This is a genomic window from Streptomyces sp. CB02959 (assembly GCF_002803155.1).
Lineage (GTDB): Bacteria > Actinomycetota > Actinomycetes > Streptomycetales > Streptomycetaceae > Streptomyces.
Genome location: NZ_NNBP01000006.1, coordinates 196,829 through 209,441 on the forward strand (window position 1 = coordinate 196,829; position 12,613 = coordinate 209,441).

At 73.7% G+C, this 12,613-nt stretch carries 11 protein-coding genes; 6 read left to right on the forward strand and 5 right to left on the reverse strand.

Annotated features, from left to right (window positions below; translation table 11 throughout):
- Positions 1 to 160: 160 nt before the first annotated feature.
- Complete coding sequence (locus tag CG747_RS12430; RefSeq protein WP_100601753.1) at positions 161 to 2,959, reverse strand: molybdopterin-dependent oxidoreductase; 2,799 nt, start codon at positions 2,957 to 2,959, stop codon at positions 161 to 163.
- Positions 2,956 to 3,798 (reverse strand): xanthine dehydrogenase family protein subunit M, encoded by an 843-nt coding sequence (locus CG747_RS12435; RefSeq protein WP_100601754.1) that lies wholly within the window; start codon positions 3,796 to 3,798, stop codon positions 2,956 to 2,958. The genes CG747_RS12430 and CG747_RS12435 overlap by 4 nt, the downstream gene beginning before the upstream one ends.
- 206 nt (positions 3,799 to 4,004) lie before the next feature.
- Between CG747_RS12435 and CG747_RS12440 the strand changes: the two genes are divergently transcribed.
- Entirely contained in the window at positions 4,005 to 5,522 is a 1,518-nt protein-coding gene (locus CG747_RS12440; RefSeq protein ID WP_100601755.1) for a PucR family transcriptional regulator, read from the forward strand.
- Positions 5,523 to 5,544: 22 nt separating this feature from the next.
- Here CG747_RS12440 and CG747_RS12445 read toward each other — a convergent pair whose 3' ends face one another.
- The 3 genes from CG747_RS12445 to CG747_RS12455 are packed head-to-tail and all read right to left on the reverse strand — an operon-like array spanning position 5,545 to position 8,302.
- Positions 5,545 to 5,952 (reverse strand): molybdopterin-binding protein, encoded by a 408-nt coding sequence (locus tag CG747_RS12445; protein ID WP_100601756.1) that lies wholly within the window; start codon positions 5,950 to 5,952, stop codon positions 5,545 to 5,547.
- Positions 5,953 to 5,961: 9 nt separating this feature from the next.
- A complete protein-coding gene (locus CG747_RS12450) occupies positions 5,962 to 6,516 on the reverse strand; it encodes a MarR family winged helix-turn-helix transcriptional regulator (protein ID WP_100601757.1) in 555 nt (184 codons plus the stop codon).
- Positions 6,509 to 8,302, reverse strand: a complete 1,794-nt coding sequence (locus tag CG747_RS12455) for an MFS transporter (RefSeq protein WP_257980365.1) — start codon at positions 8,300 to 8,302, stop codon at positions 6,509 to 6,511. Before CG747_RS12455 ends, CG747_RS12450 begins: the two co-directional genes overlap by 8 nt.
- Before the next feature lie 432 nt (positions 8,303 to 8,734).
- Here CG747_RS12455 and CG747_RS12460 point away from each other — a divergent pair, with 432 nt between their 5' ends.
- From CG747_RS12460 to CG747_RS12480, 5 genes are read left to right on the forward strand one after another with little or no spacing between them, the layout of a single operon-like run.
- Positions 8,735 to 8,920, forward strand: coding sequence for a hypothetical protein (locus tag CG747_RS12460; RefSeq protein ID WP_100601759.1), 186 nt, complete (start codon positions 8,735 to 8,737; stop codon positions 8,918 to 8,920).
- 11 nt (positions 8,921 to 8,931) lie between these two features.
- Entirely contained in the window at positions 8,932 to 9,633 is a 702-nt protein-coding gene (locus CG747_RS12465) for a hypothetical protein (protein ID WP_257980366.1), read from the forward strand.
- Entirely contained in the window at positions 9,630 to 10,616 is a 987-nt protein-coding gene (locus tag CG747_RS12470) for a hypothetical protein (protein ID WP_100601761.1), read from the forward strand. Before CG747_RS12465 ends, CG747_RS12470 begins: the two co-directional genes overlap by 4 nt.
- Complete coding sequence (locus CG747_RS12475) at positions 10,613 to 11,557, forward strand: hypothetical protein (RefSeq protein WP_100601762.1); 945 nt, start codon at positions 10,613 to 10,615, stop codon at positions 11,555 to 11,557. The genes CG747_RS12470 and CG747_RS12475 overlap by 4 nt, the downstream gene beginning before the upstream one ends.
- Entirely contained in the window at positions 11,557 to 12,594 is a 1,038-nt protein-coding gene (locus CG747_RS12480) for a serine hydrolase (RefSeq protein WP_100601763.1), read from the forward strand. The genes CG747_RS12475 and CG747_RS12480 overlap by 1 nt, the downstream gene beginning before the upstream one ends.
- Positions 12,595 to 12,613: the final 19 nt, after the last annotated feature.

Sequence of the window (12,613 nt, forward strand, 5' to 3'; positions counted from 1 at the left end):
CTGTGATGCCCCGGCGGCGTATGGCTCAATCACATCTGCCAACCACCGACCCATGTTTCCCTTGCGTAAGTGAGTCGAATAGGGGCAAGAGGGTGGCAGTTCCGGGACCTCGCAGTGCCGTCCCGGAACCGCCGCCCCCGTCCGGGCGACCGGGCGGTGGTCACACGGAGCCCTCCCGCGACGGGTGCGCCCGGGACGACCAGCCCTCCTCGCCGCCCTCCGCGCGGTGCTCGGAGAGGGCCAGCCACACCTTGTCCCGGAGGAAGGGCACCTCGGTGAAGCGCACCCCGGTGGCGTCGCGCAGCGCGTTGCCGAAGGCGGGGGCGACCGGGTTGAACGGGCTCTCGCTCATCGACTTGGCGCCCAGTGGGCCGATGGCGTCCGAGGTCTCCATGAAGTGCACCTCGGTGCGCGGGACGTCCGCGAAGGCCGGCAGCCGGTAGCGGCGGAACGCGGGGGTGAGGACCTTGCCGCCGGCGTCGACCAGGACCTGTTCGAAGAGGGTGGCGCCGAGCGCCTGGGCGACCCCGCCCTCGACCTGGCCGCGGCACTGCATCGGGTTCATGACCTTGCCCGCGTCGGCCGCGTGGACGCTGCGCAGGATCCTGATCTCGCCGGTGTCGGGGTCGACGGCGATCCGGAACCACTGGGCGTTGAAGGCCACCGAGCGCGGGGAGCCGCCCCAGTGCCCGTCCGTCGCCAGTTCCACGTCGCGCTCGCGGGCGGCCTCGTGCAGTTCCTTGAGCGGGACCGTCCGCCCGGCGCACTCCACGGCATCGGTCAGCAACTGGCACTGGCTGCGCGGGGTGCGGGCGTATTCGGCGGCGAACGACAGGATCCGCTCGGCCAGCCCGTTGGCCGCGCGCATCACGGCCTTGCCGGCCACGACGGTGCCCGCCGAGCCGAAGGCGCCGGTGTCGTGCCGGACCACGTCGGTGTCGGACTGCCGGATGACGATCCGGTCGACGGTGGTGCCCAGTGCGCCGGCGGTGATCTGCTTGTGGACGGTGGTGGTGCCGTTGCCGAACTCGGCGGTGCCGACGGCGATGTCGTAGGTGCCGTCCTCCAGGAGCGTCACGGTGGCATCGGCGTAGTGGCCGCCGGGCGGGCCGGTGGCGATCATCGACATCGCGGTGCCCTGGCCGACCAGCCAGCCCTCGGGGGCGTCGTCGGCGCTGCGGTCGGCGGCGATCGCGTCGCGGACGACCTGCAGGCACTGGTCCAGGCCGTAGCTGGCGATGTGCAGGTCCTCCTCCTCGCCGCCGGGGCTGATCATGTGCTCCCCGGGGCCGATGATGTTGCGTTCGCGGAAGACCAGCGGATCGATGGCCAGGCGGCGGGCCAGTTCGTCCATGGTCGATTCCACGGCGAAGGTGACCTGGCCCAGCCCGTAGCCGCGGAACGCGCCGGCCGGTACGCAGTGGGTGTAGACGGAGTAGGCGTTGACCTTCTTGTGCGGCGCGCGGTAGACGGCCATGGACTCGCCGACGCTGTGGAACATCACCGCGGGGCCGTGGTTGCCGTACGCGCCGGTGTTGGAGACCACCCGGAGCTGGAGGGCGGTCAGGGTGCCGTCCCGCTTGGCGCCGGCCTTGATGCCGATGGTGAAGGGGTGTCGGGTGGTGGCGCCGAAGAACTGCTCGGCGCGGGTGAACTCCAGCTTGACCGGCCGGTGCAGGCGCATCGCGGCCAGCACCACGACGTCCTCGGTCAGCATCTCCTGTTTGCCGCCGAAGCCGCCGCCGACCCGGCCGGCGACCACCCGGACCCCGTCCTCCGGCAGGTCGTACAGGGCGCACAGGGCACGCCGGGTCAGGAACGGGACCTGGGTGCTGGAGCGCACCACGATCCGCTCGCCGTCGCCGTCCTCCTTCTCCTCGAAGTAGGCGACGGCGCCGTGCGTCTCCAGGCTGGCGTGCTGCACCCGCTGGGTGCGGAAGGTCTCCTCGTAGACCAGGTCGGCCTCGGCGAAGCCCTGCTCGACGCTGCCGATCTCGCCGTGCACCTCGCCGACGACGTTGTCCTGCGGGCGGGAGATCCGGCAGTCCGCGGAGTCCTTGGCGTGGACCACCGGGGCGCCGGGCCGCATCGCCTCCTCCGGGTCCAGGACGTGCGGCAGCACCTCGTACTCCACGGCGATCCGGCGGCAGCCCTCCTCGGCGGCGCCCTCGGTGTCGGCGACCACGGCGGCCACCCGCTGCCCGACGAAGCGGACCGTGTCGTCCAGGACCCGGGTGTCGTCGGGGTCCTCGGTGGGGTGCTCGTGGCGGGCGGAGGAGAACAGCCGCTCGGGGGCGTCGTGGTGGGTGAGGACGAGGTGCACGCCGGGGACGCGCAGCGCGTCGGCGGTGTCGATGGAGACGATCCGGGCGTGCGGGTGCGGGGAGCGCAGCAGTTTCATGTGGAGCAGTCCCTCGACCTCGATGTCGAAGGTGTAGCGGGCCGTTCCGGTGACCACCTGGGGGCCGGCCGGGGCGCCCAGGCTGCGGCCGACCGACTCCCCGGGGCGGGGCTCCTCGACGTGGCTGACGCCGCGGATCGCGTCCTCGATGGCGCGGTAGCCGGTGCAGCGGCAGAGGTTGCCCTTCAACGCCCTTGGGAGGTCGGTGAGTTGTTCCTCGTCCAGCTTGGCCGTGGTCATCAGGAAGCCGGCGGTGCAGAAGCCGCACTGGAAGCCCTGGGCGCCGAGGAACTTCCTTTGGACGGGATGGAGTTCGCCGTCCGGTTCGGCCAGGCCCTCGACGGTGGTGACGCGGCGGCCGTCGGCGCGTACGGCCGGGTAGAGGCAGCTGTGCACCGGTTCGCCGTCGACATGGACCGTGCAGGCCCCGCAGTCACCACCGTCGCAGCCCTTCTTCACCCCGAACCAGCCGCGGTCCCGCAGGTAGGTGCGCAGGCACTGGCCGGGGCGCGGTTCGGCGTCGAAGTCCCGGCCGTTGACGTGAAGGGCGTAGCTCATCGGACAGCCTCCCTGGGGGACGGCGAGTGGGTGGTGAGTTCGGCGCGGACCTCCTCGGCGAGGCGGAGCGCCATGTGCCGCCGCCAGGCGGGCAGGCCGTGGATGTCGTCGAACCACTCGGGGTCGGTGACGGCCTTGTCGAGGGTGCCGCGCAGCACGGCGGCGCCGGGCGGGGTGGGGAACCAGAGGCGGAAGGGCCGGACGGTGGCGGCGGTGACGGTGATCGCCAGCGAGCCGTCCAGGGGGTCGAGGGCGCCGATGACCAGGGCACCGGAGCGGCCGAGCCCGTAGAGGGAGACCTGGCGGAACGCGGTCCGGCAGGTCAGCGCGCGGGCGGGCAGGGTCACCGAGCGGAGGAGTTCGCCGTCGGCGAGGTCCTTGCGGCCGGCGCCGGTGATGAAGTCGGCGACCTTGACGCGGCGCCGGGAGCCGTCCTGGGCCTGGAGCAGGCAGCTGCCGTCGAGGGCCGCGGTCAGCGAGATCATCGGCCCGGCGGGCAGGCCGTTGCAGAGGTTGCCGCCGACGGTGGCCATGTTCCAGATCTTGAACGAGGCCAGGAAGGCGCGGCAGCACTGCTCGAAGAGGGGCGCGGCCGGGGCCGGGAAGGTCGCCGCGAAGCGGGAGAGCTGGGCGATGGTGCAGGTGGCGGCGATCTCCACGGAGCCGTCCGGGAGTCGGCCGACCGGCTCCCAGCCCATCCGGCTCAGGTCCACCAGGCGCCGGAGGTGCGGCTGCGGTTCGGAGAAGAGGTAGGTGCCGCCGCCCAGCCAGGCATCGCCGGTGCGCCAGGTGGCGCGCTGCCGGGCGTCGCGCACCTCCAGCACGGTGTTCAGGTCCATGCCGCCGAGTGAAGCAACCCGGCGGCCTGGCGCACGACTGGTCCGCAGCACGGAAAACCCACCAACGCCCGGGCCCGGAACTGGATGATCAACCAAGAGGTATATCCGCAGGAACGCCTGGCATTTACGATGCCAGGACCCACATTCGCCTCGTGAATGTGAGATGCCGGGGTTCCGTGCCCGGTAGCCGTCCAAGGAGCCACCACATGCACGTCCACGACCTCCTCCAGCTCGACGCGCTCGACCTGACCCTCCTGTGGGGCGAGGACCCCCTGCTCGCCCAGGAGGTCAGCGGTGTCACCGCCACCGACCTGGAGGACCCGGCGCGGTTCCTCCAGCCAGGAGAGCTGGTGCTGAGCGGACTGGTGTGGTGGGCACCCGGGGACGACCGGGAGAAGGTGGACCGCTTCGTGGCGGCGCTGGCGGACGCCGGGGCCGCCGCGCTCCTGGCCGGGGAGGAGACCCACGGGAAGATCCCCGACGTCCTGGTCGAGTCCTGCCGCGCGCACCGCGTCGCCCTGCTCACGGTGCCCGCGCACACCACCTTCCGGGCCATCACCGAGGCGGTGTACCTGCGCCGGTGGGGCGACCTCAGCCGCCGCCCCGCCGGCCACTACGCCCTCCCCGAGAACGTGCGCACCGAACTCGCCGGGCTGCTCGCCGGGGACGCCGCCCCCAACGCCCTGCTGGACCGGGCGTTCGCGCATCTGGGCGGCCCGGCCTGCTACCTGCTGACCGCCACCGGCCGGGTGATCGCCCGCACCCCTGACGCCCCCGAAATCACGGCCCGGCAGGCCCGGCGGGACCTCGCCGCCGGCGTCGGCAGCACGCTGCGCGTCGACGGGGACGCGGGGCCGTACGACGCCTGGTTCCTGCACCTGCGCGGCGCGGACGACGCGCCGCCGCGGGTGCTGCACGAGATCGCCGAGGTCATCGCGCAGTACCGGCACCACGACGCGGCGCGCGGGACGGCCGCGCGGCGGGCCACCGACGCGCTGTTGGCCCTGGTCGCCGCGAGCACCGCCGAGGGGGCGGCGCTCGACGCGGCGCTGCACGCCTGCGGACTGCCCGCGACCGGCACGTTCCACGTGGTGCTGGCCGCGTCGGACGGCGCGGAGCCCGAGCAGGCGGTCCGGGCGCTGGCCGAGGCGCTGCGGCACTCGCCCGGCGAGCCGTTCACGGCCGGGCTGCTGCCGGGCGGCGAGGCGGCCGCGGTGGTCGTCGCCGGCGCCGGCGAGGAGGGCCGGCCGCCCCTCGGCGAGGTGTGGCCGGCGCTGCACGCCTGCCGTCCGCAGGCGCCACTGCACGCCGGGGTGAGCGGTCCGGCGGCCGCCGGTGACCTCAACCCGGCGCTGGACCAGGCCCGTTACGCGCTGGCCGCGGCCCGGTCGGCGACTCCGGAGGGCGCCGAGGTGACCTCCGTCGACGAGCTGACCACGTTGGGCGCGCTGCTCTCCGGGGTGCCGGCCGAGGTCCGGGCGGCGTTCAGCAGCCGGGTGCTCGGCCCGCTGGCGCGCGGGGGCAGCGCCTCGCACCGGATGCTGCTGGAGACCCTGGAGGTGTTCCTCGCCCAGCACGGTTCATGGGCGCGGACCGCGGAGATCCTGCATCTGCACGTCAACACCGTGCACTACCGCGTCCAGCGGATCGAGACCCTGACCGGCCGCGACCTGTCGCGGCTCGACCACAAGCTGGACCTGCACGCGGCGCTGCTGTGCCGCTGACCGCCGCGCTCCGCGGGCGGGTTCAGCCGCGCTCGTCGGGCCGGTCCACGTGCACATGGGTGGACTTGATGCGGGCGGTGGCCTCGACGCCGACCTCGATGCCCAGCTGCTCGACGGCCTCCCGGCTGACCACCGACACCACCCGGTGCGGGCCCGACTGGATCTCGACCTGGGCGATCACGTCGTCGAGGGTGACCGCGGTGACGATCCCGGCGAAGGAGTTCCGGACGGAGGTGCGGACCTCGCCGGGCACCGGGTGCGCGCCGGCGGCCCGTTCCTTGGCGAACGCGGCCAGGCTGACCCCGTCGATCACGCGGTTGCCCGCCCCGTCCCGGTCCATCCGCAACTGCCCGCCGTCGGCCCAGCGACGGACGGTCTCCGAACTCACACCCAGCAGCCGCGCTGCCTGACCAATGCTGTACGAGGGCACGTCGGCACTCTAGGCCCTGTCGCCCCGGTCCCGTCTGCCGGTCCGCCGGGTGGGGGCCGCCCCGCGCCCCTCGGACCGGTCCGCGGCGGCTCCGGGCGCGGGACGGCGCCGCAGCGCCTCGGTCAGCTCCTCCAACGCCGGCAGCGCGTCCCGCAACCGGCGCTGCCGTGCGGGGGCGAGCCGGCCGATCTCCTCGGCGAGGACACCGGCGGTCTCCCGCCGTACGGCGCGCAGCAGCGCCTGCCCGGCGTCGTTCAGGCTGATCAGGCTGGCGCGCTGGTCGGCGGGGTCGGGGCGGCGGGCGATCCAGCCGCTGGCGTCGAGCTGGTCGACCATGCGGGAGGTGGTGGAGAGCGTGATGGCCATCCGGGCGGCGAGTTCGCCGATCCGCAGGGGGCCGTGGGCGGCGAGCGCGGCCAGCGCCGCCAACCGGCTGGGGGTGAGGTCCGCGTGCGGGCTCTGGCCGCGGAGCAGCGGCACCAGCTGCTGGAGCACCGCGCGCAGCCGGCCGGCGAGTTCCGCCGGCCGGTCCGGCGGGCCCGTGGGGCCTGGACGGTCAGCCATCGGGGGCTCCCCGTGGCGTGGGGCCCGGTGGCGGGGCGGTGGGCGGTGGGCCGGCGGCCGGCGGCGGTGCGAGGGGGCGTTCCGGGACCGCGGCGGGGGCCGGTTCCGGGCGCCGGGTCCGGCGTTCCGGTCGGGCCCGGTCGTCGTGGACGTAGCGGCCGCCGCGCAGCAGGGAGGCGACGGCGGCGACGAGGCAGGCGGCGATGGCGAAGTTGAAGGCGACGGCGAGTCCGTGGGCGAACGGCGCGGAGATCAGCTGCGGGAAGAACTCCCGGCCGGTGAGGTACCCGGCGTGGCCGGGCGGGAGCTGGCCGAGGACCTGCGGGCCGAGCAGCGTGCGGACCGGGTTGTAGCCGAGCAGGGAGGCGAAGAGCACGCCGACCGGTGGGAGCGCGGCGATCCGGGCGGCGTCCGCGGTCGGAACGCCCTGGGCGGTGAGGCCGCCGGTGAGCGTGTGGGGCAGGGAGCCGGCCAGGCCGGTGATCATCAGCGAGAAGAAGATGCCGATGGACAGCACCATGGCGGAGTTCTGGAAGGTGGTGCTGATGCCCGCGCCGACGCCGCGCTGGTCGGGCGGCAGGCTGTTCATCACGGCGGCCCGGTTGGGCGCCGCGAACAGCCCCATGCCGATGCCGTTGAGGAGCAGGATCACCGCGAACGCCGGGTAGTCGAAGTCGACCGGCAGGGCCTGGAGGGCGGCGAAGGTACCGGCCGCCAGGAGCATCCCGCCGGTGGCGAAGGTGCGCGCCCCGAAGCGGTCCGAGGCCCATCCGGACACCGGGCCGGCCACCAGGAACCCCAGGGTCAGCGGCAGCATGTAGATGCCGGCCCACAGCGGCGTCTCGGCGAAGCCGTAGCCGTGCCGGGGCAGCCAGATGCCCTGGAGCCAGATGATCAGGATGAACATCAGGCCGCCGCGGCCCAGCGAGGCGAGCAGGCTGGCGAGGTTCCCGGCGGTGAAGGCGCGGATCCGGAACAGCCCGAGCCGGAACATCGGCTCGGCGACCCGGGTCTCGACGAAGCAGAAGAGGACCAGCAGCGCCGCGCCGCCCAGCAGTGCGGCGAGCACGGCCGGGTTGGTCCAGCCCATGGTGTGCCCGGCGTAGGGCTGGATGCCGTAGGTGATGCCGGCGAGGACGGCGATGAGGCCGGCGGCGAAGGTGAGGTTGCCCCACCAGTCGGGGCGGGCCGGGGTGCGGATGCCGGTGTCCCGCAGCTTGAGGTAGGCCCAGACCGTGCCGAACAGTCCGAAGGGCACCGAGACGAGGAAGACCAGCCGCCAGTTCAGCGGGCCGAGCAGTCCGCCCAGTACCAGTCCCGCGAAGGATCCGGCGATCCCGGCCACCTGGTTCAGGCCCAGGGCGAGCCCGCGCTGGTCGGGTGGGAAGGCGTCGGTGAGGATCGCGCTGGAGTTGGCCATCAGCATCGCGCCGCCCACGCCCTGGCACAGCCGCATCGCGATCAGCCAGAGGGCGCCCGCGGTGCCGTGCAGCCAGGTGGCCGACAGCAGGAGGGAGAAGAGGGTGAAGACCGCGAAGCCCAGGTTGTACATCCGGGTCCGGCCGTACATGTCGCCGAGCCGGCCGAAGCTGACCACCAGGACGGCGGTGACCACCAGGTAGCTCATGATCAGCCAGAGCAGCAGCCCGGTGTTGCCGGGGTTGAGGGGGTTCACGCCGATGCCGCGGAAGATGTCCGGCAGGGCGATCAGCATGATCGACATGTTGATGGAGGCGATCAGGACGCCCAGCGTGGTGTTCGACAGGGCGACCCACTTGTTTCCCACGGGGCACCACTCCCACCGGGAGATGTTTGCTTGGCCGCAACCAAGTTTTCCACCATCCAATCTAGGACGGCCCGGGGCGCCGGGCCAGGGCACGGGAGCGTCCGCGGGCGGGATGAGATGGCATCGGCCGCTCCGACCGGCCGGCACCTGCGGCTCTATCGGCAATTGCCACCGAACAGAGCAGTCCGGTTAGCGGCCGGCGCGAACTTCGGCACCTTGCCCCAGCGCTCGGCGGACGCCCGCGGCCCGTGGCGCGCGACCTTCTCAACTCCCTTGCCTGGAACGGTAGTTGTGGCGTTCCATCCCAACACTTCGCCCAACGGGGCGTAATCGGCGCCCCCTCGACGAACCCACACCATCGGAATAGCCCGGTTTGCGGCGATTTCTGGCGAATGCCAGCCTGGAGACTCATTCGTCGAAGGAGTTGATCGCATGGTTACGGATCGCACAGCATCGATCGAGACCACTGCTCTGTCCGCCGAGGTCGAGGGGCTGCTCAGCCCCGCGGAGCCCGACGGTGTCTACCGCGATACCCGCGAGTGCGGGGGCGGGCTGCTGCTGCTCGGCCTGCTTCTGATCTCGCCCCCCACCCCCCGCCCGAAGACCGGCGTTCGCTGAGGGGAATCGCGTTGGCTGAACAGACGCAGCGAGCAGTCCCGCTCAGCGCTGTGATCGCCGATGCCGCAACCGGGGTCGCCCTCGCCCTTCAGGGTGGGGGCGACCCCTATGCGCTCTCCCGGATCCTGCGTCAGGGCGACCCGCTCGCCCCGGCCGCGGTCCGGGTTCTGGGCGCCGACGCGCTCGCGCCGTACGCCCTGGAGCACCGGGCGGTGCCGATGGGTGCGGACGACGAAGCGGTGGTGCGGCAGACACTGGCGACCTATCCCCCGGGCGCGGACGCCTCCGAAGTATCGGCATGGAGCTATCGCGGCCTGGTCGAGGCCACGCACGCCTACCTCCCCTCGGGCGCGCGGCCCTGGCCGCGGCCCCCCGAGACCGGTGCCGAGTGGACCGGCACCGACCCCTGGCCACGACTGGCCCACCGGGTCTCCCAACTCGCGGCACTGGCCCTCCCCGGGCTCGCCGCCGATCTGGAGGAACAACTGACCGCACGCACCGACGACTTGGCCCGCGGCTTCGTCCGGGCGGTACGCCGCCGGGACTGGCTCCAGGCCGCCGGGGTGGGCCGCTGGCTGGCCCGGCTCCCCAACGTGCCCCCCACCCTGGGGCTGGACGCGGGCCTGGCCTTCGTCCGGCAGATGGGTGGCGGCGTCCCGCGGGTGGCCCTGCATGTGGTGGCCGCCCAGCGGTTCTTCGGGCGGGGCTGGTGACCGCCGGCCGGGGCGACCCGGAACTGCTGGACCGGATGGTCGGGGGCAGTCTGCGCTGGCTGACGGAGCAGCGGGACTTCTTCCGCCTGCCACCGGACGCGACCACCGACGCCGACCCCAACCTCACCCTCAAACCCCTCGGCGAGCTGGCCGAACTGACCCAGCTCATCGCCTCCGCGCACCCGCACGCGGACCTCCGGGCCGCGGCGGGGCGGCTGTTCGCCTTCGCCTGGCAGGAGACCCGCGAGGGCGAACTGTTCGCCGAGCTGATCCGCGGCGAGCCGTACGCCACCTACCCGGTGGAGATCTACGGCGCCTTCGCCCAGGCCGGGCTGCGGCATCCGGCCGTCGAAGAACTGGTACTGACCACGACCGGGCTGCGCGGTTGGCGGGTGGCCCGCGAGGACCACACCCGCACGCTCGGGGTGCTCAACGCCGAGCGGCGGATCGGACTGGCCCAACACGCCGACTTCGAAGCCGAGTTCGCGCTCACCGGGCTCGGGCTGCTACCGGAGCCCTGGGCACTGGACCGCAAGGCGGCGTACGGCCTGACCCACGACGTCTTCCACCTCACCGACTGGGGCCGCAACCGCCGGCGACTGGCCCCCGAGGCCGCCGGCTACCTGCGGCTCTGGCTGCCCTCCTGGCTGGCGAACTGGCAGGAGGAGCAACTGTGGGACCTGGTGGGCGAGTTGCTGGCGGTCGCGGCCTGCCTGCCGGCCACCCCGTACGACGCGGCGGCCTGGCGGCGGCTGGCCGCCGCACAGGCCGCCGACGGCAGCGTGCCCGAGACCGGGGCCGCGCCGCGGCCGACCGACCCGGCCGAGGCGTTCCTGGCCTGCTACCACTCCACCCTGGTGACCGCGTTCGCCGGCACCCTCGCCCGTATCGCCTCGGACGAGGCCGGAGCCGGCCCGGTGCGGGCCGGGGACGCGGCGGCGGTGGCCGGGCGGACCCCCATCGAAAGCGAGGCTGCGCTGTGACCGTGACGGCTGCGTCCCTGGCCTACCCGGCCTCCCCGGCACTGCTGCACCGGGTCGGCGACCGGGCCCTGAGCTGGCTCGACGCGCACCGGGACTTCTTCCGGCTGACCCCCGAGGACCGCGCCACGGGCAGCGCGACGATCGAACGGCTCAAACCCATCGGCGAACTCGCCATCAACATGCAGGTGCTGTTCCGGGAGGGCGTGGCCGGGTCCCGGCAGCGCACCCGGGCCGGCGCGCTACTGGACTTCGCCTGGCGGGAACTGCTCGACGGCGGCAACGTCCTGGCCGCGCTCCAGCACGACGAGCCGCACTCCCCGGTGCCACTGGAGGTCTATGCGCCGTTCCACGAACTGGGCCACCGCCACCCGGGCCTGGAGGCGGCACTGGAGGTGTCCCGGCGGACCACGACCTGGACCGCACTGGAGATGGTGCCCAACCGGCGGCTCGGGGTGCTCAACGCCGAACGCAAGGTCGGACTGACACCCAGCGCCGACTTCGACCAGGCACTGGCGCGCACCTGGCTGGGCCGACTGCCCGAACCCTGGACGGTGCAGCTGCACATCGCCTACGACGTCACCCACACCGTCTTCCACCTCACCAACTGGGGCGAGGCCCCGGACCGGATCCCGCCGGACGTCGCCGCCTACCTCACCCGGTACCTGCCGGCCTGGCTGGACGACTGGGCCGACCTCGAACACTGGGACCTGCTCGGGGAACTCCTGGTCGTGGACGCCTGCCTGCCGCGCCCCACCCTCGACGCCCGGCTGTGGGAGCGGTACGCCGCGGCCCAGGCGGAATCCGGCGCGATGCCCATTCAGCACGGGATGCCGGAGGGCGATCCGGACGTGGTCTTCGACCAGGTCCACCACCCCACCCTGGTCGCCGCGTTCGCCTCGGCGATGGCCACCTCCCGCGCGCTGACCACCGACGCCGGCTGATGCGTACCGCACCCGGCGGGCCCGGGATCGCCGACCGGCTGGCGGACGCGGTGACCCGGATCGACGCCCCCGACGTCGTCCTGGCCGTCACCCGGCAGGGGCACCGCACGGTGGTCAGCGGCGGCACCGCGCTGGCGCCGCCCACCCCGCGCCCGGCCCTGCGCTACGAACTCGGTTCGCTGTCCAAGACGTTCAGCGTGCTGCTGCTGGCGGACCTGGCGGTGCACGGGGTGCTCTCCCTGGACGACCCGGTCACCGCCCGGCTGCCGCGGCTGCCGCTGGGCCATCCGTGGTCGGGCCGGATCACCCTGCGCCACCTGGCCACCCACACCTCCGGACTGCCGCGGATCCCCACCGACCTGCTGCTCGGCGCGCTGGTCCGCCCGTACGAGAACGGCTACTCCGACTACGACACCGAACGGCTGCTGCGCACCTTCGCCCGGACCCGGCCCCGGCACCGGCCCGGCACCCGCTGGCACTACTCCAACTTCGGGCTGGCGCTGCTAGGCCCGGCGATGGGCCACACGACCGGGACCGACTACCCCGACCTGCTCACCACCCGGGTGCTCAAGCCGCTCGGCCTCACCGGCACCACCCTGGCGCCCGGCACCACCGGCACCGACGCCATCGGCCACCGCAGCAACGGCACCACCCCGGTCCGCAGCGCCGACATGGGGGCGTTCGCCGCCGCCGGGGCGGTCCGGTCCACCCCCGACGATCTGCTCACCTATGTGGAGGCGCACCTCTTCCCGGGGAGCGGCCCGCTGGCCGGGGCGCTGCGCACGGTGCGGATCCCCCTGCTGCGGCGCGGCTGGCGGCACCGCAACACCCACACCCTGACGTGGTACCAGCACCCGGCGGCCCGCGGGCCGCTCCTCTTCCACGTGGGCGCGACCTTCGGCCAGCAGGCGTTCGTCGGCTACCACCCGGCGTCCGGGACCGGGCTGGTCGCGCTGGCCACCCGCCGCGGCCGCACCTGCCGGATGGTGACCACCGCCTACGAGCTGCTGTACGCGCTGGCCGGCGACGACGGCTGAGGCCGGGCCGGGGGCCCGG